Below are 16,605 nucleotides of genomic sequence, written 5' to 3' on the forward strand. Positions count from 1 at the left end.
AAAATGCCGTCTGAACTTCAGACGGCATTGTTGTTACCCGCGCGTCAAACCGACGACAGGTTGCGGATTTCGGGCAGGGGGTAATCCCCCCCCTGCGCCTCAAACGCCTGCGGTTTTCATAATCTGCCGTTGCAGCCATTGGTCTTTCAGGCGCGGCAGGACTGCGGTGCGGACGCGGTTGAAGACGGGTGCGGTGTCATGGACGTAGCTCCACAATGCGCCGCCCTTGTCGATGCCCAAATTCTCGAAGGCGGGCAGGTAGTGGCGGATGAAGAGGCGGATGTCCTGCGCGTGCAGCAGCAGATGGGCGACGTCGAGGTCGTCGAACGGTGCGGGGGCAGGCTCGGCGTCGAGGACTTCGCCGACCAATCCCGTGTGCAGGGTTAGCGCGTGGGCATAGGCGACGGCTTCGGGCAGCTTCTCGGCGGGGATGTCTTCGATGGCTTCGACGTTGAAGCGTTGGTGTATCATACTGTACGCGGAGGAGTAGTCTATGCCTTTGCGTCCGACAAGCGCGGCGACGGCCTGCCGCAGAGGGGTGCGGTCGTCGGCGGTGGTTTTGGCGGCGGGGCCGTCTGAAACTTTGCTGTTAAGTAAAGTTTCTTCCAATACATCCAGCACCTAACGGCGGAACTCTTTGGCCACTTTGGTTCGTGCCAACATGCCGAGCAGGTGGCAGCCGCGCAGGCTGAATACACGCACCTGCTGTTTGCCGCCTGCGGTGGGCAGTTCGATAACTTGGGTCATGCTGTCGGTAAATTCGTCAGCGTTGCGGTCATAAAGTTTTGCCATATCTGATGATGGATTTTTATAACCTAAGGCACTTCCAATCTGGAAGCTCCTTAACCAAGGCTGGCCGTGGATGTCGGTAATATCAAAATCGACGTTGTGAAAAGACAAAGAGAAATTAGTATTCATGATANTTTCCTGTAGGTTGTTTTCGAAGTTGCCCGAAATAGGCGGCCGCGAGGTTCGAAAACTCCCTACAAGAGCCGTGCTTATTCCCTGCCGAAGCAGGTATTGTATTCACAACCCTCGCGGCCATAGGAAACTTCGGTTGTGCTATCGAAACAAACAACCAGGCAAGGAAACTATGGACGTAAAAAATTCACGCTGACGGGGTGAATGCCGTGTAGGAAGAGGTTTTCGACGCCTCGTGAGTGGGAATATAAAACAAAACCCCATGCGAATGCAAGGGGTTTGGTTGCTCAATAATCAAATCCTTTGATAAGTGGTTTCACCAATACAAATCTAGTGCAATTATTGCAGTTATAGCAGGTAATCAGCGGAAATATTGGGGCATTTCCCAGTTTCACGACCTTGCCATCATATTTTTTGCGGTATTGTTGTGCTGTTTCACAATATTCCATATCCGGTGTGAAGGTAATAGAGACATGTGTAATCCCTGCCTTTTTGCTTTTCTCCCGACTTACCATTTCCCTGGCACGAAAATTGGCAATCCTCATTTCTACCTGAATCGATTTAACATTAAAATCGCTAGGAATGGTTTCATCGGTTGCCAACGCCTGCTGAATATCGGCAGAAATCAGGTTGTACCGTTCAGCAGGCGGGTGTTTCCGCAAGTATTTAGCCAATCTCCCAATTTGCTTATTGGTCAGTTTCTTGGAAAGTTTTAACACTTTCTCTAACTCGTCAATTTCCAACAGCACTTTTTCTTTTGTATTCTTGGCTTTAACCGTAAAGAATGAGAACATAATATAGCGTTATTTCATGTAGTTATGGTAAATTTACACTATATCCAATCCAACAATCTCCCGCAATCATTTTAAAACTGCCAATATCTCAGGCAGCCGCCAAACTGGGCAAGAAACTGAATATTTCCCTTTCTTAAACCTCTATTTCCTATACAGTGCCTATGCCGTCTGAACCGTGGTTCAGGCGGTTTTTTTTGCCAAACCGCGCATTTGCGTCAAGTTCAGACGGCATTTTTTAATTTCGTACCCTTGCCCATTCGTCTTTCGCCTTGCTTTCGATTTGGTCGAGCCATTCAGCTAAGGCTGATACGCTTACAAATTTGGGGCTTTTCTTGTTTCCATCTGCTGAGATTACCGGCCACGGTAAACTTTGTGCACTTGCCTTTCTTCGTGCCACTTCGGGGCTGAGGTTCAAATATTCTTTTGCCACGGTTTCCAGTGGGATGTGGGTATTGCCGTGGATCAGCATTAATCTGGTTTCTGTCGGCATCTTTGACATGTCTCTGTCCTTGGTTGATTCTGATTTGTCTGAGTTTCTGCTTTTTTACGGCTTGGCGCGTGTTCAGCATGCGGCGATCAGTATTGCAGCAATTGTGTCTTTCATTCGGCATATCCTTTCCCCAATCCAACGCATCACGGGAACGGCCATGCTGTTGCCGATTGCTTTGTAGCGCGGACTGTCCGGGCAGTCGGCGGCGGGTTTGCCGCGCCACGGGATTTGCGTGTGGTTGTCGGGGAAGCCTTGCAGGCGTTCGCATTCGGCGGGGGTCAGGCGGCGCACCTGCAAGCCGTCTGAAACGGCGTGGCGGCCGGTCGTGGTTAGGGTGTAGTTTGTACCGTCCTGTGTCGCGCCCGTGCCGTTACCGCCGTTATGAAGCTGCCTGCCTATGGTATTGCCGTGGATGCAGACAACATTGGTATTACCGTTGTGCTGGCAGTCAAGCGTAAAAGCCTTGTCCGATACGCAGGGGGCTTGCCGTCCATTGACGACGATTAGGTCGGTAGCATCCTTGTGGTCGCGGGCTTTGACGGTGCTGACGGTGTTGTCTTGGACATAGTCGCCAAAGCCGCGCATCCTCACGGGTATCAGGCCACCGCCGCGCTGGCTGAATATCTCCTGGTTACTCTGCCCGATAATGCCGCCGCTGCCGCTTTGGTTTAAGGTTGGGTGGGGGTTGGTTGGATCGTCCCAGTGAGAGCCTGCAGGAGCAGCGGCGGCAGGGTTTTGCCATGTCTCTGCGCCCGCTGCAGGATGCCCTGCTTGGACGTGTCGCTCAAAAAGTATTTCTGCGGGGTCTGCGTTTCCAGCACTTGCGACAAGGAAGACGCGGCGGCGGCGTTGGGGTACTCCGAAATATTGTGCGTCAAGGATGCGCCACGCGATGCGGCGTTTGTGTCCAAGCACACAACCTGCGTTCGTCCATTTCTGCCCTGCCGGCTCAAGCGGTAGGCTTTCTCCGGCCAGCCCGCCCAAAAAACAGCCGAAGGCGTTGTCTTTGGTATTGAGCACGCCCGGCACGTTTTCCCAGACGAGGATGCAGGGCGGCTGCCCGTTTCGGGCGCGAATAAAGTCAATTGCATCTAATATCCTAATCAAGACTAAGGTTAAATTGCCGCGCTCGTCGTCCAAACTGCCGCGCAACCCGGCAACAGAAAAGGCTTGGCAGGGCGTGCCGCCGACCAAAACATCTGGGGCTTCAACGCTGCCGTTGAGGATTTTGCCGACCAGCTGCGTCATATCGCCGTGGTTGTGGACGTGCGGCCAATGGTGGGCGAGCACCGCGCACGGAAACGGCTCGATTTCGGCAAACCAAGCGGGCTGCCAGCCCAACGGTTCCCACGCCACGGATGCGGCTTCGATGCCGCTACACAGACTGCCGTAGCGCATTTCAGGTAGCCTCCTTCATGAAGGTAAACCAATGCGTTCTGCCGTGGCGGCCGGTGGGATGCCCGAACAGGGGTTTGTTCGGGGTAAGTGTCAAAATCTGCGGTACTTTGATTTGGTCTTCGTTCCACTTAAAAATCAGCACGCCGCCGGGTTTGAGCACGCGGAAACATTCTGCGAAGCCTTTGCTGAGGTCGTCGCGCCAATCTTCACCAAGCTTCCCGTACTTCTTGGCCAACCACGAATTTTTTCCTGCACGTACCAAATGCGGTGGGTCGAAAACTACAAGACGGAAACTCTCATCATCAAATGGCAGTTTTGTAAAGTCCATTTTGATATCCGGCTTTACCTCTAAGTGCCGAATTGAATCGCGGTCTTTAAGGTAATGCTGTTCTCCCCTTACGTCTCCAAATAAAACTCGTTGGTCTTGCTTGTCAAAATACATCATGCGACTACCGCAACATGGATCTAGTACTTTCATTTTTATTCCACTCAAAAATCATGATTACGGCTATTAAGCCTTTAATAATAAATCTTCCTGTTTCATTAATCCGATCAGATTTGCCGCCCGCTTGAAATGCTTAGTCCAGTTGAAACAACTGAAGCCCGTGCCGTTGTCGCAATGTCGGATGATGTCTTCTGAGTCTTTTACGGCTTGAATCAACGCACCGCCTTTGTTTGATGTAAGCATTTTCATCATAGGCTGGCGTACGTCGCTTATTCGCTGGGGACGCACGGGATTCAGCGGCTTGCCGTACATCGCCGAAAGCTCCTTATCCGCTTGCATGCCTACATCGTAAAGCAGGTTCGCGGCGTGTAGGATTCGGTCTGAAAATTCCGCGTAGGGCATTTTCAGGCGGCGTGCTTGCGCGCGTGAATCCGCACCGTTGATGACTTTGTCAACCGCCGAAATCAGTTCGCCATCAAGCTCTAAAAACGTCATGGCTTTCTTGGCAACTCGGACGGCCAATGAGTATGTCGATACTTCGGCGATTAGCCGTGCTGGCGCATCTTTCAAAAAACGCTTCATACGCGGCGAACAGATTTGATAATGGACGCAACACGATTTGACGCTGATTCGGGCTAAGGTCGTCAAAATCTTTAGCCCATTGCGCGACCGCTTGCGATGCTTCACGGCAGGCAAACTCCACGCTTTTCTCATTCGCGGGGTCGTCTGTGTTGCAGTACAAGCCCAAGCGTTGCACCTGTTTGATGATATGCTCGGCGAAGTTGATTAATTCCTGATTGCAGGCATAGCGCATATCTTGCAGGGACAGCCACATCATAATGCTGCACGTCAGGGCTTCGTCTTCTGATACTTTCTCGCCTGACAACATCTCGGCGATGTTCTTTTTTTGCGCTTTTGATGAGGTGGATAGGCGGTTTCGGTCAACGTTTTTGACTGTTCCGGCGCGTTTCATGGCACGTTCTTGCTGAGCTGATTTCTTCGCTGCCCGCTTGGCGGCAAGCATCTGTTTTGCCGTCGGTTTTGTTGCTACTGTTTGCATTTTGTTTTCTCGATTTTTTGATGCCGTTCTCTCAATGCCCAATCATAAAGCTGTATCTCTCACGAGGTCGCCGAATTTAAATTGATAGTTCATGTCTTGTTCCATTAATATCAAACGCCATCTTCAAACACCTCAATTACATTTTTTAAATCGCTAATACCATTATTTATGACATCCTTTAGAAATTTCAAAGATGTATCCGCTTCGTCTACCTTATCCCTAATTTCGTCTATGTAATCATTTAACGATTCAGGATCTTTTAACGCTTCTTTGCATAAGTTATCTATTACCCTTAATGCGTTTTTTACATCTTTCAAATAACTCATTCTTTACTCCTTAACTCAAAATGGGATGCTGTCGTTAACATCTTCTACGGTTTATCTAATCTGCAAATTCTGACGCTCTTCAATCTTCGCGCCTGCTACTTCCCGACCGCTTTCAATCGCTTTTGTGATGGCGGTTTTGTCCGGTTCGATTTTGACGGTCTCACGCATAAATTCGGTAGGGATTTGTGCTTCGTCTAAGATCTCGACGGCTTTGGATTTTCTGAACGAGGCTTTAAAAGTGCCGTCATCCGCTTTGATCTCGGTAATACCCGCCGCTTGCATATTGCGCGCCAAGTAGTCTTTCAGGCTTTGATTTCGCGCTTTTGCCGCCTTGAGCTTCCCGGTCATCTGCTTGATGTGTTCATCAAGCATTTTTTCCGTGATTTCTTGGTTTTTAATATAAGCAATAACGGATTGGGCTTTGGTCTCGAACTGCCCGATAACGGCTTCCAACGTGTCTTCGCGCTCGGTTTCGCTGTCGAAGTAGTAATCAAGTGCTGCCTGTACGTCTGCTGCGCATTGGTAGAGTGTAATATTCATACAATGTCCTTTTTATAGGCCGCCCAAATTCAGACGGCCTGTGCTTGGTTAGAATGGGATGTCGTCGTCAATATCTTCAACCGGCGCGGTTTGTGCGGTTTGGTACTGTGCCGGTTGTCGTGTCGGTTGAGGCGGTACAGGACTGTTCTTGCGTTTATCAACAAGTGGTTTGTTTGCGATATAAGCCATGATTTTGCCAAGCTGTGCCGGTTGGGTTTCGCCGCGCATGATTTCGCCTGCGCTCAGTTCGGTGGTCGCCTCAAAGACGCTGTACAGGCTTGCGGTGGGATTATCGCGGTCGTCTTCATGAATCATTTGAACGACTATCCCTAATGCGCGCCCGTGCAGTTTGGTGAAGCAGTCGCGAATTACCACTTCATCCTGTTTGGTTTCGCTGTTGTACTCTTTAACGGAGGCGGATACGGCTTCGCCTGTATCATGTTCGCGCAAACAGGCGAGAATTGCGCTGATGGTTTTCAAGCCGCCTTCGTTTATTGTGCCGTTGGCGTAGCTGGTGTTGATGAAGAAAGTGGCTTTGCGATTTTGGCCGTCCTTTACGGACAGGCGGAGGTTTTCGCTTTTGCCGTTTTTGTTGTTACCGATATGGAAAACGGCACTTTCAATTGTGCAGATATACTTGCCTGCTTCGTTGATGTAGTTGCTGCGGTTATCGTAGGCGATTGCGTCTTTTTTACTGAGTTTGAACATCTTGATTTCCTTTCAATGGGATGTTGTAGTAGTTGCAGATTTGCACGTCGATTTGTGCAAGGTCGTTGGGTATTTGCACGCTTTCAAAAAGTCCCATCGGGCTTTTTACGGTGTCGCTGCCGTTGTTTTGGGTTTGAAAGGTGTAGTGTCCGTTGGCGGCCTGCGTCCTTAAAACGATGGTAAATAAGCCTTCCAGTGTGATTTTGTCGTCCAACAGCTTGCCTATGGTTTTGGCTTTTGTTTTGCCGTAGTCGTCGGTTTGGGTGTGGCTTAGGATATAAACGCGCTTGTGTTCGGGCAGGCTGTTGGCGGTATTGATGATGCGCCATGCGGTGTGTGCAATTCGGTTGAACTTCATGAACTGCTCGTTACCTTTTGCTTCCACTGTTACACCGCGCATAAATTCATTCGCCATAACATACTGGAAGTCGTCGATAATGATGATGTCTTTAGTTGTTCGCTCAAGTATGGTGCAGATATGTTCCGCTTCATCGGTAATGAATATGTTTCCGGCCTCCCCAGTTTTTACGAGTTTTCCTTTTTCACTTTTACGCGCGGCGGTTGCCCAGCCTTTGGGTTGAAACGGCAGGGGTTTGCCTACTGCTTGTATCAGGCATATATCAGTGGGGAATAGGTTGCGCATGGATGCGCTTTTACCTGTGCCGCTTTCGCCTAATATAAATACAGATATGCTCATTTGCCTCTCCTTTATCTGATAATGCTTTTAATGTGGTCTTCTGCCTGTTTTTCGGTCATCCGCCGTGTTTCGGCGGTTTCTGCGTATAGGCTTTGCCAATATTTAATTTCTTCAGGGCTTGGTCTGTGCGGCTCTATTTCTCTGCTGCCGTTATAAGCGGTTTCGGGATGGAAGCTCATTCTTTCTCCTCCGGCACTTCTGCATCGCCGTGTACCCATCGGTAATCGACTTCCTCTTCCGCATTCAGATGCCGCTCTTCCAGCCAAACCTGCGCGCTCAATTCGTCAACTTCCGCCTGCTTTTGAGCCAACGCCATACGCATTGCCGCAATATCGGCGGGCTTTTGCCTTACCGCGCCGCCGCCTCGGCTGAAGCCACCGCCGCCACCCGCCGCCAATACCGCCAGCAATACCGCCAACTTAAATACAACATTCACTGCCTTCATTTCCGTCTCCTTGGTTTCAAAGGTTTCAAATTGCGTGCCGCGTCTGTAAAGGATGTGTACAAACCGCACGCTGTCGGGGTTATTTGCGGCTGAAATCTGGAAAACCGCCGCCGCGCCCACTCTCCGACTAACGGCGCGGCTGCTATCAGGCATTAGCCAAACTGTCTATATGATGAGGATTGCTTATGCTTCCGGTGTACCAGTAGCCTTGCGTGCCTTGAAGCAGTTTTTTGATGCAGTCATCCAGCTCTGATGCGTCCATTTCATGCCGTCTGAAGCGTTTGAGAAGTTGTGCGGCGGTTTTTATCTTTCCGGCGTCTGCCTGCTGCTCGGCTTCTTCTTCCGCTCTAGTAAGTTCTATATTCCGCTGTCTGACTTGTTCTTGTTTTGATAGGTATGCTCTTTTTTCTTTCTCGGTCATGTTCGATATCGGGTTAAATAGGGTGTCCGATTCTCTGCTGCCTAATGCCATTTTTGTTTCCTTTCCGTTTGAGAAAACCGCCCGTAGCATTCACTGTTTCGCCGTGCCGTTGCCCCACTTTGAAGTGCTATACTTCATCGCTTTGTGCTATCCCCGTCTTGGCAGATATAGCTTTCGGGCGGTTTGTTTTCCAAAGGGTTGTTTGTTTCGATGGGTGTAGTATAGCAAAGCTAAATAATAAATCAATAGCAAAGCTATACTTATTTTGCTATACTTTGCTATATTTTTGATTATTAAAAGAATTTATTTTTGAGATTTCGCAGGCACAAAAAACCGCCTATTAAGGCGGCTTTGTCAGTTTTGTGTTGTTTTCAGGTTCGGCAGGGCGTGAAAAAGCCCGCATAATGCGGGCGGTCTTGAGGGCTGTTAGCCGCAGGCAAAGTTTCTGATGATTTTGCCGTCGTTTCGGTTATCGGCAAGCTGTATGCTCTGTTCCTTCAGGTCGCCCAATACGTCAAGCAATGCCTTTTCTTGTGCCTTGTCGGGACGCTCCGGCGGTTCGTAGGCAAACAATATTTCAGAGCGGTCGATGTATCCGCCGCGCCGCAACCGTTTTATGCTGGCAATCCACTTATCAGACTTGTAATAGATGTCGGCAGGGTCTTTCTGTCCGAAATATATAGGCTTGATGATTTTCCGTATTTCGCCGTTTTCCGCCTTTTGCACCAAGGGGATGGAGGCGTGAAAGCCTGACGGATCGCCAATTGTGCTTTCTTTGAAGGGGTATGCCGTCTGAAGCGGCTTTAACATTGCCTGTATTTGTCGGGTAAGTTCTGCTTCGGGTTGGTTTTTGGCGAAGCTGTGGGCGACATAATAATCAAACAGACGGTTCAGTTCCTGCTCCCTGTCGGCAGCAACAGTTACACCCGGTTGGGCAGCCATAATCAGGGCTTCCCTCGGGCGGGTCAAATGGTCGAGCATGGCGCGTATCTGATCGGGCGTGGAGTATGCCGCCAATTTCCCAATCCGCTGTAATTCTTCTGCAAAGGCACGGGTCGCCGCTTTATAGACGGACGAATCGAAGTGGCGGAAAAAACGGCTCAATCTGCTGTAACGCTGTTCGATTTTAAAGTCGAAGTAGCCGCTTTTGGGATGGGTTATGATGATGCCGATGTTGGCAAATTCGCGCGTTTGGACATAGGGCATAAACCGTATGACGGCAAAACGCATAGCATATTGGTTCATGAGATACTCCAAAGTGTTCCGTTATCGATGCGTCGGACAGTCTCGTCGGTGTGGCTGCGGTTATAGGCGGCGGGCAGGTCGCACTCTTCGTTTGCCCATGCCCACTCCGGCGGCAGATTATCCCACGCTTTTCTGTAGGCGGGCAATGCGCTTTTCAGCCATAATTCCATCTCTTCCCGAAGCACCCAGTCTTCCAAAATCTGTCTAAATGCCGATGAGAAAATATGATTTTGCAGAAAGTTATTTGGATTGAAGCCGGTGTCGAAGGCGCAGTTATGATCAATAACAATCAAGGAATTGTTGCAATTTCTATACAAAAGGTTAGGGTTGCCGACTGTTCTGTCTTCATTACGGACAAACCAATCGAAAGCGGCGATTTGCCGCTGCATGACTGTATCGATTCGCGGGATGTCCGCAGGCTCCAGTAACGCATAGCCTTTTTGTGCCAGTGAGCCGAAACAGATGCCTTTGCCGATTTCTTTCATCTTTGCGGGCAATTCTTCGTACAGCTCTTCTCCGACTTCCAACAGCTCAAACGGAGCAACGGGCAAGCCTAAAGCCTGCGCCATGTTTCCGCCTATCCATTCGTTTATTTGGCTTGCACGGGTGGCGTGCAGCCCTTTAACGAAATATTCCAGACCATTCTCCGCCATACAGATGAACGGCGAGGTAATACCTTGCTCCGCACGATCCATTATTGTCTGTATCTGCAACATTTCTTTTCTTTATCCTATGAAATTTACACTTTGTGTAAATCTATAAATCTGACTTTTTGATATTTCCCGGGAGGAATTTGTCAATCCAGCACGCTCCACCAAAATACCCTGCCGATAACGGTCAGGCTGTCTAAAGGGGCGGTTTCGTCGGGATAGAAGCCGCTGTTGTGGCTGCGTATCAGCACGCTGTTGCCGGGCTGCCGTATCAGGTACTTCACGCGGAACATCCCGTCTTGCGCGAAAGCATATATTTTACCGTCCCGTATAGTGGTTTCGCCCGTATCTACGGCGATTGCCGCGTCTTCTGCGATTTTTTCCTCCATGCTGTCGCCGGTCAGGGTGCAGCAAAACACGTTGTCGGGATTGATGCCTTTGCGTTTGAGCGTGGATTTGCCGAACGGCAGGCGGTAGCCGTTGTAATCGGGAATCTCAAACGCGCCTGCCCCGCCTTTGAAGCAGCTCTCTTTGAGGTAGGGGACGAAAATATAATCATCGTCGGGCAGCGGGTCGTTGCTGCTCCACGTCATCGGGCGGTGGATGTCTTTGACTTCGTGGGGGAGGTCTGGGTTGATGAGCGGCATGGTCGGGGTGCCCGGATCATCTTTTCCATCCATCCATCCGCGCGGCAATCCAAGCGCGGTTTCAATTTGTGCGGCTACGCCGTCCCCAATATTCCTGTATCCATTAAGCCATTGGTTTATTTGTGCCGGCGCCTTGTTGATTGCCCGAGAAAACTCAGCTTGATTGCCGTTAAACCTGCCAGCTATCAGATTTTTAATTCTATCTACTCGGTTCATGTCATCCCTCCGTCAAATGAATATAAATATAAAGCATAGCTATATTTATCAATGCTACTATTTTATATTTAGCTATGCTATACTCACGCTAAATTGATTTAACAGAGGTCGGAATGAATTTAAGAGATTATTGCGCAATACGCGGTAATCAGTCTGATTTAGCACGGAAAACAGGGATTTCCCCGTCTTTTATCCATCAGATTGCTAAAGGATTGAAGCCTGTCCCAATTCAGTCGGCGGCGTTGATTGAAAAGTCAACAAACGGAAGGGTAACACGAAAAGAAATGTTTCCTGATAACTGGCATTTAATCTGGCCGGAATTAGCAGACGACCAACCCAAATAAAAAAGCCCGTCGGGGATGACGGGTGAAATGTGGCTGTTCTAGCCACGTTGAAGGAGTTGAGATTATGAACGATAAAAAGACCCAATGCAAACAAATTGTCGATTACATCCGTAACAAGGGATACATCACATCCCTTGAGGCTTATCAGAATCTGAAGATAACGCAGCTTGCGGCACGAATAACCGACTTGGAAAGCAGGGGCTTTGTTTTCAACAAGCCTAAATTCAAGGTCGGCAACTGTAAAAATCCCGTTGCTCATTACTCAATCGCAAAGTCAGGAATTGAACCATGAGCCAGGAACAAAGAATACGCGAAGCCCGCTTGCTGGTGTTGGCTTATATGCAGGCAGAAGACGTGGGCAAGGCACGGGAAGCGTTGGACAGGTGGGTCGAAGAAGTGAGAGGGGTTGATGATGAAGCCGTCTGAAAGTTTGAGAGTGGCAGGCAGACCAATCGCGTATTACCCGAAATTGGCAAAGCCTTTGGGCGGTGTAAATGCGGCAATATTATTCGGGCATTTCTTCTACTGGAACGATAAGACGCAGTATGAATTAGGCATTTACCGAACAGCGGAAGAAATTGAAATTGAAACCGGGCTATCCGTTCAGGAACAAAGAACGGCACGGGCAAAGCTGAGAGAACGCGGTGTATTGATTGAGACTGAAAAACGAATTGAACACCGCATTTACTACAAACTGAATTTAGACGCTTTTGATGATTTGATGTTGCAACATTCGGGGAGTGAGGAATCAACAGCCCCGAAATGCAATATCAACAGCCCCGAACTTCAAAATCAACATTCGGGGGGTGGGGAATCAACAGCCGTTATAAGAACAGAAGATTTAACAGAAGATTTAGCAGTATATACCCCCTTACCCCCAAACGCCGAAAACGGCAAAGGCGGTTTGAACGCTGACGCGTTTGTTTCCGCTGACGCGGAAACGTGTGAGCGGGGAAGCGATGAACCAACTTCGCTGAAGACCAAAAGCGACAGCAACGGCAACGGCAGTCTTTCGGGAAAACCGAAAAATGCGAATGTTCCGCGCCGCCGCAAATCCGACGGTGTGCCGCTTCAGGAAATCGCTGATCTGTACAACGAAGTTTTAGGCGGCCGCCTGCCAAGTGTTCAAGTCCTGAACGACACGCGCAAACGGGCGATTGTCAATCGCTGGTGCGAGATGCTGGGAACGGCGGCACCGAACGGCAAAGTGAGGTTTGTGGACAAGGAAACCGGTTTGGCTTGGTTTGCCGGTTTCTTCTGGAAAGTGGCGATGAATCCGTTTTGGATGGGCGAGAACCAAACAGGCTTCGCGGTCAACTTCGATTGGATTTTCAAGGCGGGCAATTTCGTCAAAATTCTTGAATGGCATCCGCCTAAAACGAACTAGGCAGCAAGGGGAAGAGCATGAACCAAATCGAGGAAATGGAAGCCGTCCAATCACTGGCTAGCGTGGAGGCGGAACAGAACATTTTGGGTGGCATCTTGATTGAACCGACGGCGATTACGCGGTGCGCAATCCTGACCCCTGAAAAGTTTTACCAGGCGCAACACAGGATTATTTTCCGCGCGTTGCTGGATATGGCGGCGGCGAATGAACCTATCGACATCATCACGCTGAACGACAAGCTGGAAGCAAGAGGGGAGGCAGAAAACGCGGGCGGCTTGGCTTACCTGATAGACCTGCACAAAAACACCCCAAGCGCGAAGAACATCAGCCGGTACGTTGAGATTGTGAACGACAGGTTTGTCGAGCGTGGTTTGCTGAAGGTTTCGGCGGCTATTGAAAAAATCGCGGTTTCCAAAGACGGCGGGACGGTCGCAGAAAAGCTGTCTAAGGCGGCGGATGAATTGGCGGCAGTCGGCAAAGACGCAGTAAAGCGTGAAACCAAGAGCTTTACCGAAACCGTTGAAGATTTGATTGGCGATTTAGACAAAAGGCTTGACGGTGTGCGTTTCGGATTGCCTACCGGCTTGATGAAGTTGGACGAGATGACCGGCGGCTTGCCTGATGGGAACTTGATTGTGATTGCAGCGCGTCCGTCTATGGGTAAAACGGTTTTGGCGGAAAACATTGCGCGATTCGCGCTGAAGCAAGGCAAGGCGGTTCATTTCCAAAGCTACGAAATGAGCGCGGTAGAGCTGGCAAGGCGCGGCATGGCGGCGGAATGCAATATCCCTATGCAGAACCTGAAAACCGGCAATCTGACGGAAAGCGATTACGCCAATATGCCGATTTACGTCAGCCAAGTGAATAACTGGAAGTTTGACGTGAACTGCGACCTGCTCAACGTTGACGAGCTTTGCTTTTTGGCAAAAGAGAAAAAACTCACAACCGGCTTGGATTTGTTGGTTGTCGATCATCTGCACATCATGCCAAGGGCAGGGAAGGACGAAGTGACAGAGCTAGGGAATATATCGCGCCATCTGAAAAACTTGGCGGTAGAGCTGAATATCCCCGTCGTCTTGGTGGCCCAGTTGAACAGGTGGAATACAAAACAGGCTGATAAACGCCCAAAAATGGCAGACATACGCGGCAGCGGCAGCGTCGAGCAAGACGCAAACATCATCATTATGCCGCACCGCGAAAGCTACTACGACAGAAACGAGAATCCGGGTATTGCCGAGCTGATTATCGCTAAAAACCGGGACGGCGAAATGGGAACGGTGGTTTGCGGCTGGAAAGGGCAATTTATGAAGTTCGAGGAAGAGCCTGATTTGGCATGGCAAGCCCCAAAACATGATGAATATGACCCTTACAGTGTCTAGTGCAGGAGACCGGTAAATGCGTGAAACCTGCTTCCGCTGCAAGTACGCGGATTTTAAAACCCAACTGGACACCGCAGATGCACGGTTTTGCGAAATGCCAAAAGGCGCGNAATGCGGAAGAAAAAGCGACCTACTACCCGCGAGCAAATCCGTGCGCTACCGGCGCATTTCAGACGGCATCAGAGGCGGCAATGAGAAAACGGCGCGAAAAGTTTGAAGAATAGCGCAACAAAAGGAAATGAAGAAATGAGAATTTTAGCTTTGTTCGACGACGGGAACGGAAGCGTAAAAAAGGCACTGCCTGAGCATGATGTGGTGTCGGTAGGGATTGGCAACGCCGATATTGTGATGGATTTATCCGACCTGAGGAATATTAAAAAGCTGGTCGATATGCACAAAAAAGAGCCGTTCGATTTATTAATGGCAAGCCCGCCGTGTGAATCTTGGAGCTTCTCAACCGCAGGCGATAACGGAAACGCGTATCGAGATAAAAACAGCCTGGCATTACGAACTTTTCAAAACTGGAAAAAACACCCGTATGTGTCAGTCCGTAAATTGGTTGAGCGTAACGCACCTGAAATTCCTGCTGTTTATTCCAGATATTTGAGAAAGGGAGTGAACGGCGATTTAACAGCGTTATTCACGGCTGAATTGGTCAAGGCTTTGGGAATCCCGTTTGTTATCGAGAATCCTCAATCATCAATGATTTTTGACAAGTTGGAGCGTGAGGGATTGAGTTTTGTTAAGAACGTAGCCTGCTATGCCGCATATAGCGATGATTTCCCGCTTAAAAGAACTGGTTTTGCTTCAGGCGTAGCGATGAACTTAAAGCAGACGAAACGTGCGAAATTCGCATTTAGCGCATGGAAAGGAAGCCGTCATATCGTGCGGTCATCAATTCCTGAAGATTTAATAAAACACATTGTAAGTCACTTTTAACAAGGAAGCAGGATGAAAGACAACATCAACCCGAGCCACTACCGGCAACACGCCCACGAGTGCATTGAGTTTACGCAGCACCTCAATTTCAATTTGGGCAACGCCTTCAAATACATTTGGCGGCACAAAGAGAAAAACGGCCGCGAAGACTTGGAAAAGGCGGTTTGGTACTTGGAGCGGCAGCGCAACGATGCGCCGAAGTTTAAGAAATTAAAATGCAAAAAGTACTGCGAAATGTACGAAAAGTTGTGCCTTACTGACTTCGACATGGACACCCACGCGGCGATGAACGCGATTCTTTATGCCGCCACAGATTGCACAGAAGACAATATCAGCTGGGCAATCGCCTGCGTCAAAGACCTGTTGAAGAAAATGCCGTCTGAAAGCCCGATGCCGTCTGAAAACACCCCAAACCCCGAAAGGAAATAAAACAATGGATACCCTGTTGAAAATTATCATCGCGCTGTCGTTCGGCGGCGCGGCGACTTTGGCGATGTGGCTGTTGGTAGAAGCCGCCGATGCGGTTTTGCGCCGCAAGCGCAATGGCAAAGACGACGACGGCGACTTGGGATTCGGCATTTGAAAAAACGAAAGGCAAAAAATGGCGGCGGAAAAAACCGAAATGCGTACCTGCAAAACGTGCGGCGAAACCAAGTCGCTGGAGGAGGGGTTTAAGGCCATCCAGTGCAAGGGCGTGAAAATCTATTATTACAACTCGTGCAAAACCTGCCGCAACAAGGAAGCCAAACAAAAGCGTTTGGAAAAACGCGCGGCAGAGAAAGCCGACACTGTGTGGCCGGAATACGGGGCGATGACGGCCGCAAGGCTGCACGAACACATCCGCGCCGCACGCGCCGCCTGCCCGATATTGGGCATCGGCTTGTGGACGCAATCGGCAAGGGAATGCGCGTGATGCGCCTTATCCTGCCTTACCCCGTATCGGCAAACCGCTATTGGCGGATTTGGCGCAACAGGGCGGTCAGGAGCGCGGAAGCGGCGGCGTATAAGTCCGTCGTTCGCCGTATCGCGCAAGAAGCGGGCGCGGTGCCGTCTGAGGGCAGTGTGGCAGTGTGCCTGCGGCTGATTCCAAAAGCAAACAAAGACGGCGGTGCAAACAAAACGGTTATCGATTTGGACAACGCCCTGAAGGTTCCGCTGGACCCGCTTCACGGCGTTGCCTATCACAACGACAGGCAGGTGCGGCGCATTGCCGCGGAATATGACAGCGAGCCGGTAGCAGGCGGCGGTTTGGCGGTGGAGATAGAGGAGTTGGAAGAGTGTTTGAATTAATGTTTTTTGTATCGGCTTTGGTGTTTTTGCATATCGCCTTCAAAATGATCTGCTTCACGGTATATCTGAAAAAAGCCTATGGAGATAATGGGCTTACGGTCATATACAGAAAGGTGGATGAGAATAAATATAAAGCCAAAACCATTTTGAAAATAAATTACCCGTACTTGTATTTGGCGGCTTCACTGCTGACTTGGTGGGCGTTGATGATTTTTGCTTACCTTGGCAAGGTTTGGTTATGAGCGCGATACGCAAAGCCGCCA

General features: G+C 49.8%; 28 protein-coding genes and 2 pseudogenes. 12 read left to right on the top strand and 18 right to left on the bottom strand.

Annotated elements, in window-relative coordinates:
• Nucleotides 1–327 precede the first annotated feature (327 nt).
• The 18 genes and pseudogenes from ACRPFF_RS07205 to ACRPFF_RS07290 form a co-directional block, all read right to left on the bottom strand.
• Nucleotides 328–561, bottom strand: a pseudogene (locus tag ACRPFF_RS07205) (hypothetical protein); the annotation flags it as partial.
• 60 nt (nucleotides 562–621) lie between these two features.
• Nucleotides 622–918: a BRO-N domain-containing protein gene (locus ACRPFF_RS07210; protein ID WP_432674229.1), complete on the bottom strand. Its 297-nt coding sequence runs from the start codon at nucleotides 916–918 to the stop codon at nucleotides 622–624.
• 290 nt (nucleotides 919–1,208) lie between these two features.
• Complete coding sequence (locus ACRPFF_RS07215; protein WP_432674230.1) at nucleotides 1,209–1,715, bottom strand: hypothetical protein; 507 nt, start codon at nucleotides 1,713–1,715, stop codon at nucleotides 1,209–1,211.
• A gap of 235 nt (nucleotides 1,716–1,950) precedes the next feature.
• Nucleotides 1,951–2,205, bottom strand: a complete 255-nt coding sequence (locus ACRPFF_RS07220) for a pyocin activator PrtN family protein (RefSeq protein ID WP_231992121.1) — start codon at nucleotides 2,203–2,205, stop codon at nucleotides 1,951–1,953.
• Between the two features lie 72 nt (nucleotides 2,206–2,277).
• Nucleotides 2,278–3,603, bottom strand: a complete 1,326-nt coding sequence (locus ACRPFF_RS07225; RefSeq protein WP_432674231.1) for a DNA cytosine methyltransferase — start codon at nucleotides 3,601–3,603, stop codon at nucleotides 2,278–2,280.
• A 1-nt stretch (nucleotide 3,604) separates the two neighbouring features.
• A complete protein-coding gene (locus ACRPFF_RS07230; protein ID WP_432674232.1) occupies nucleotides 3,605–3,931 on the bottom strand; it encodes a class I SAM-dependent methyltransferase in 327 nt (108 codons plus the stop codon).
• Between the two features lie 183 nt (nucleotides 3,932–4,114).
• Nucleotides 4,115–4,543 carry a hypothetical protein gene (locus ACRPFF_RS07235; RefSeq protein WP_432674233.1) on the bottom strand — a complete coding sequence of 143 codons (429 nt, stop codon included), beginning with the start codon at nucleotides 4,541–4,543 and terminating at the stop codon, nucleotides 4,115–4,117.
• Nucleotides 4,524–5,108 carry a hypothetical protein gene (locus ACRPFF_RS07240; protein ID WP_432674234.1) on the bottom strand — a complete coding sequence of 195 codons (585 nt, stop codon included), beginning with the start codon at nucleotides 5,106–5,108 and terminating at the stop codon, nucleotides 4,524–4,526. The genes ACRPFF_RS07235 and ACRPFF_RS07240 overlap by 20 nt, the downstream gene beginning before the upstream one ends.
• A gap of 110 nt (nucleotides 5,109–5,218) precedes the next feature.
• Nucleotides 5,219–5,434 (bottom strand): hypothetical protein, encoded by a 216-nt coding sequence (locus ACRPFF_RS07245; RefSeq protein WP_432674235.1) that lies wholly within the window; start codon nucleotides 5,432–5,434, stop codon nucleotides 5,219–5,221.
• A 51-nt stretch (nucleotides 5,435–5,485) separates the two neighbouring features.
• On the bottom strand, nucleotides 5,486–5,974 hold the full coding sequence (locus tag ACRPFF_RS07250; protein WP_432674236.1) for a siphovirus Gp157 family protein: 489 nt from the start codon (nucleotides 5,972–5,974) through the stop codon (nucleotides 5,486–5,488).
• A gap of 48 nt (nucleotides 5,975–6,022) precedes the next feature.
• The gene (locus ACRPFF_RS07255; RefSeq protein WP_432674237.1) at nucleotides 6,023–6,682 is read right to left on the bottom strand and encodes a hypothetical protein; all 660 of its coding nucleotides are present in this window, start codon (nucleotides 6,680–6,682) and stop codon (nucleotides 6,023–6,025) included.
• On the bottom strand, nucleotides 6,666–7,379 hold the full coding sequence (locus tag ACRPFF_RS07260; protein WP_432674238.1) for an ATP-binding protein: 714 nt from the start codon (nucleotides 7,377–7,379) through the stop codon (nucleotides 6,666–6,668). The genes ACRPFF_RS07255 and ACRPFF_RS07260 overlap by 17 nt, the downstream gene beginning before the upstream one ends.
• An 11-nt stretch (nucleotides 7,380–7,390) precedes the next feature.
• Nucleotides 7,391–7,558, bottom strand: a complete 168-nt coding sequence (locus ACRPFF_RS07265) for a hypothetical protein (protein WP_432674239.1) — start codon at nucleotides 7,556–7,558, stop codon at nucleotides 7,391–7,393.
• Complete coding sequence (locus ACRPFF_RS07270) at nucleotides 7,555–7,824, bottom strand: NGO1622 family putative holin (protein ID WP_432674264.1); 270 nt, start codon at nucleotides 7,822–7,824, stop codon at nucleotides 7,555–7,557. Before ACRPFF_RS07270 ends, ACRPFF_RS07265 begins: the two co-directional genes overlap by 4 nt.
• Nucleotides 7,825–7,969: 145 nt before the next feature.
• Nucleotides 7,970–8,296, bottom strand: a complete 327-nt coding sequence (locus ACRPFF_RS07275; RefSeq protein ID WP_432674240.1) for a hypothetical protein — start codon at nucleotides 8,294–8,296, stop codon at nucleotides 7,970–7,972.
• A gap of 375 nt (nucleotides 8,297–8,671) precedes the next feature.
• Nucleotides 8,672–9,490 (bottom strand): DUF3037 domain-containing protein, encoded by an 819-nt coding sequence (locus ACRPFF_RS07280; protein ID WP_211709887.1) that lies wholly within the window; start codon nucleotides 9,488–9,490, stop codon nucleotides 8,672–8,674.
• Complete coding sequence (locus tag ACRPFF_RS07285) at nucleotides 9,487–10,185, bottom strand: HipA family kinase (protein WP_432674241.1); 699 nt, start codon at nucleotides 10,183–10,185, stop codon at nucleotides 9,487–9,489. The genes ACRPFF_RS07280 and ACRPFF_RS07285 overlap by 4 nt, the downstream gene beginning before the upstream one ends.
• A 101-nt stretch (nucleotides 10,186–10,286) precedes the next feature.
• Entirely contained in the window at nucleotides 10,287–11,003 is a 717-nt protein-coding gene (locus ACRPFF_RS07290; RefSeq protein ID WP_432674242.1) for a S24 family peptidase, read from the bottom strand.
• 113 nt (nucleotides 11,004–11,116) lie between these two features.
• Between ACRPFF_RS07290 and ACRPFF_RS07295 the strand changes: the two genes are divergently transcribed.
• The 12 genes and pseudogenes from ACRPFF_RS07295 (at nucleotide 11,117) to ACRPFF_RS07350 (ending at nucleotide 16,584) form a co-directional block, all read left to right on the top strand.
• Nucleotides 11,117–11,347 (top strand): transcriptional regulator, encoded by a 231-nt coding sequence (locus ACRPFF_RS07295; protein ID WP_211709893.1) that lies wholly within the window; start codon nucleotides 11,117–11,119, stop codon nucleotides 11,345–11,347.
• Between the two features lie 64 nt (nucleotides 11,348–11,411).
• The gene (locus ACRPFF_RS07300; RefSeq protein ID WP_432674243.1) at nucleotides 11,412–11,639 is read left to right on the top strand and encodes a helix-turn-helix domain-containing protein; all 228 of its coding nucleotides are present in this window, start codon (nucleotides 11,412–11,414) and stop codon (nucleotides 11,637–11,639) included.
• A complete protein-coding gene (locus ACRPFF_RS07305; protein WP_432674244.1) occupies nucleotides 11,636–11,773 on the top strand; it encodes a hypothetical protein in 138 nt (45 codons plus the stop codon). The genes ACRPFF_RS07300 and ACRPFF_RS07305 overlap by 4 nt, the downstream gene beginning before the upstream one ends.
• Nucleotides 11,757–12,734 (top strand): hypothetical protein, encoded by a 978-nt coding sequence (locus ACRPFF_RS07310; RefSeq protein ID WP_432674245.1) that lies wholly within the window; start codon nucleotides 11,757–11,759, stop codon nucleotides 12,732–12,734. The genes ACRPFF_RS07305 and ACRPFF_RS07310 overlap by 17 nt, the downstream gene beginning before the upstream one ends.
• 17 nt (nucleotides 12,735–12,751) lie before the next feature.
• Nucleotides 12,752–14,113, top strand: a complete 1,362-nt coding sequence (locus ACRPFF_RS07315) for a DnaB-like helicase C-terminal domain-containing protein (RefSeq protein ID WP_432674246.1) — start codon at nucleotides 12,752–12,754, stop codon at nucleotides 14,111–14,113.
• A 16-nt stretch (nucleotides 14,114–14,129) separates the two neighbouring features.
• Nucleotides 14,130–14,337: pseudogene (locus ACRPFF_RS07320) on the top strand (hypothetical protein).
• Nucleotides 14,338–14,359: 22 nt separating this feature from the next.
• Nucleotides 14,360–15,052 carry a DNA methyltransferase gene (locus ACRPFF_RS07325; RefSeq protein WP_432674247.1) on the top strand — a complete coding sequence of 231 codons (693 nt, stop codon included), beginning with the start codon at nucleotides 14,360–14,362 and terminating at the stop codon, nucleotides 15,050–15,052.
• 12 nt (nucleotides 15,053–15,064) lie between these two features.
• Entirely contained in the window at nucleotides 15,065–15,481 is a 417-nt protein-coding gene (locus ACRPFF_RS07330) for a DUF3310 domain-containing protein (RefSeq protein WP_432674248.1), read from the top strand.
• Between the two features lie 4 nt (nucleotides 15,482–15,485).
• Nucleotides 15,486–15,635 (top strand): hypothetical protein, encoded by a 150-nt coding sequence (locus ACRPFF_RS07335; RefSeq protein WP_432674249.1) that lies wholly within the window; start codon nucleotides 15,486–15,488, stop codon nucleotides 15,633–15,635.
• 18 nt (nucleotides 15,636–15,653) lie between these two features.
• A complete protein-coding gene (locus tag ACRPFF_RS07340) occupies nucleotides 15,654–15,965 on the top strand; it encodes a hypothetical protein (protein WP_432674250.1) in 312 nt (103 codons plus the stop codon).
• The gene (locus ACRPFF_RS07345; RefSeq protein ID WP_432674265.1) at nucleotides 15,956–16,342 is read left to right on the top strand and encodes a RusA family crossover junction endodeoxyribonuclease; all 387 of its coding nucleotides are present in this window, start codon (nucleotides 15,956–15,958) and stop codon (nucleotides 16,340–16,342) included. The genes ACRPFF_RS07340 and ACRPFF_RS07345 overlap by 10 nt, the downstream gene beginning before the upstream one ends.
• On the top strand, nucleotides 16,330–16,584 hold the full coding sequence (locus tag ACRPFF_RS07350) for a hypothetical protein (protein ID WP_432674251.1): 255 nt from the start codon (nucleotides 16,330–16,332) through the stop codon (nucleotides 16,582–16,584). Before ACRPFF_RS07345 ends, ACRPFF_RS07350 begins: the two co-directional genes overlap by 13 nt.
• Nucleotides 16,585–16,605: the final 21 nt, after the last annotated feature.

It is taken from the genome of Neisseria sp. SLRRB23 (assembly GCF_050896295.1).
In the GTDB taxonomy this organism is placed as follows: domain Bacteria; phylum Pseudomonadota; class Gammaproteobacteria; order Burkholderiales; family Neisseriaceae; genus Neisseria.

Excerpts from the sequence above, each read along its gene's own strand:
- ACRPFF_RS07210 (WP_432674229.1), bottom strand. The coding sequence starts at position 918 with ATGAATACTAATTTCTCTTTGTCTTTTCACAACGTCGATTTTGATATT.
- ACRPFF_RS07215 (WP_432674230.1), bottom strand. The coding sequence starts at position 1,715 with ATGTTCTCATTCTTTACGGTTAAAGCCAAGAATACAAAAGAAAAAGTG.
- ACRPFF_RS07220 (WP_231992121.1), bottom strand. The coding sequence starts at position 2,205 with ATGCCGACAGAAACCAGATTAATGCTGATCCACGGCAATACCCACATC.
- ACRPFF_RS07225 (WP_432674231.1), bottom strand. The coding sequence starts at position 3,603 with ATGCGCTACGGCAGTCTGTGTAGCGGCATCGAAGCCGCATCCGTGGCG.
- ACRPFF_RS07230 (WP_432674232.1), bottom strand. The coding sequence starts at position 3,931 with ATGGACTTTACAAAACTGCCATTTGATGATGAGAGTTTCCGTCTTGTA.
- ACRPFF_RS07235 (WP_432674233.1), bottom strand. The coding sequence starts at position 4,543 with ATGACGTTTTTAGAGCTTGATGGCGAACTGATTTCGGCGGTTGACAAA.
- ACRPFF_RS07240 (WP_432674234.1), bottom strand. The coding sequence starts at position 5,108 with ATGCAAACAGTAGCAACAAAACCGACGGCAAAACAGATGCTTGCCGCC.
- ACRPFF_RS07245 (WP_432674235.1), bottom strand. The coding sequence starts at position 5,434 with ATGAGTTATTTGAAAGATGTAAAAAACGCATTAAGGGTAATAGATAAC.
- ACRPFF_RS07250 (WP_432674236.1), bottom strand. The coding sequence starts at position 5,974 with ATGAATATTACACTCTACCAATGCGCAGCAGACGTACAGGCAGCACTT.
- ACRPFF_RS07255 (WP_432674237.1), bottom strand. The coding sequence starts at position 6,682 with ATGTTCAAACTCAGTAAAAAAGACGCAATCGCCTACGATAACCGCAGC.
- ACRPFF_RS07260 (WP_432674238.1), bottom strand. The coding sequence starts at position 7,379 with ATGAGCATATCTGTATTTATATTAGGCGAAAGCGGCACAGGTAAAAGC.
- ACRPFF_RS07265 (WP_432674239.1), bottom strand. The coding sequence starts at position 7,558 with ATGAGCTTCCATCCCGAAACCGCTTATAACGGCAGCAGAGAAATAGAG.
- ACRPFF_RS07270 (WP_432674264.1), bottom strand. The coding sequence starts at position 7,824 with ATGAAGGCAGTGAATGTTGTATTTAAGTTGGCGGTATTGCTGGCGGTA.
- ACRPFF_RS07275 (WP_432674240.1), bottom strand. The coding sequence starts at position 8,296 with ATGGCATTAGGCAGCAGAGAATCGGACACCCTATTTAACCCGATATCG.
- ACRPFF_RS07280 (WP_211709887.1), bottom strand. The coding sequence starts at position 9,490 with ATGAACCAATATGCTATGCGTTTTGCCGTCATACGGTTTATGCCCTAT.
- ACRPFF_RS07285 (WP_432674241.1), bottom strand. The coding sequence starts at position 10,185 with ATGGATCGTGCGGAGCAAGGTATTACCTCGCCGTTCATCTGTATGGCG.
- ACRPFF_RS07290 (WP_432674242.1), bottom strand. The coding sequence starts at position 11,003 with ATGAACCGAGTAGATAGAATTAAAAATCTGATAGCTGGCAGGTTTAAC.
- ACRPFF_RS07295 (WP_211709893.1), top strand. The coding sequence starts at position 11,117 with ATGAATTTAAGAGATTATTGCGCAATACGCGGTAATCAGTCTGATTTA.
- ACRPFF_RS07300 (WP_432674243.1), top strand. The coding sequence starts at position 11,412 with ATGAACGATAAAAAGACCCAATGCAAACAAATTGTCGATTACATCCGT.
- ACRPFF_RS07305 (WP_432674244.1), top strand. The coding sequence starts at position 11,636 with ATGAGCCAGGAACAAAGAATACGCGAAGCCCGCTTGCTGGTGTTGGCT.
- ACRPFF_RS07310 (WP_432674245.1), top strand. The coding sequence starts at position 11,757 with ATGATGAAGCCGTCTGAAAGTTTGAGAGTGGCAGGCAGACCAATCGCG.
- ACRPFF_RS07315 (WP_432674246.1), top strand. The coding sequence starts at position 12,752 with ATGAACCAAATCGAGGAAATGGAAGCCGTCCAATCACTGGCTAGCGTG.
- ACRPFF_RS07325 (WP_432674247.1), top strand. The coding sequence starts at position 14,360 with ATGAGAATTTTAGCTTTGTTCGACGACGGGAACGGAAGCGTAAAAAAG.
- ACRPFF_RS07330 (WP_432674248.1), top strand. The coding sequence starts at position 15,065 with ATGAAAGACAACATCAACCCGAGCCACTACCGGCAACACGCCCACGAG.
- ACRPFF_RS07335 (WP_432674249.1), top strand. The coding sequence starts at position 15,486 with ATGGATACCCTGTTGAAAATTATCATCGCGCTGTCGTTCGGCGGCGCG.
- ACRPFF_RS07340 (WP_432674250.1), top strand. The coding sequence starts at position 15,654 with ATGGCGGCGGAAAAAACCGAAATGCGTACCTGCAAAACGTGCGGCGAA.
- ACRPFF_RS07345 (WP_432674265.1), top strand. The coding sequence starts at position 15,956 with ATGCGCGTGATGCGCCTTATCCTGCCTTACCCCGTATCGGCAAACCGC.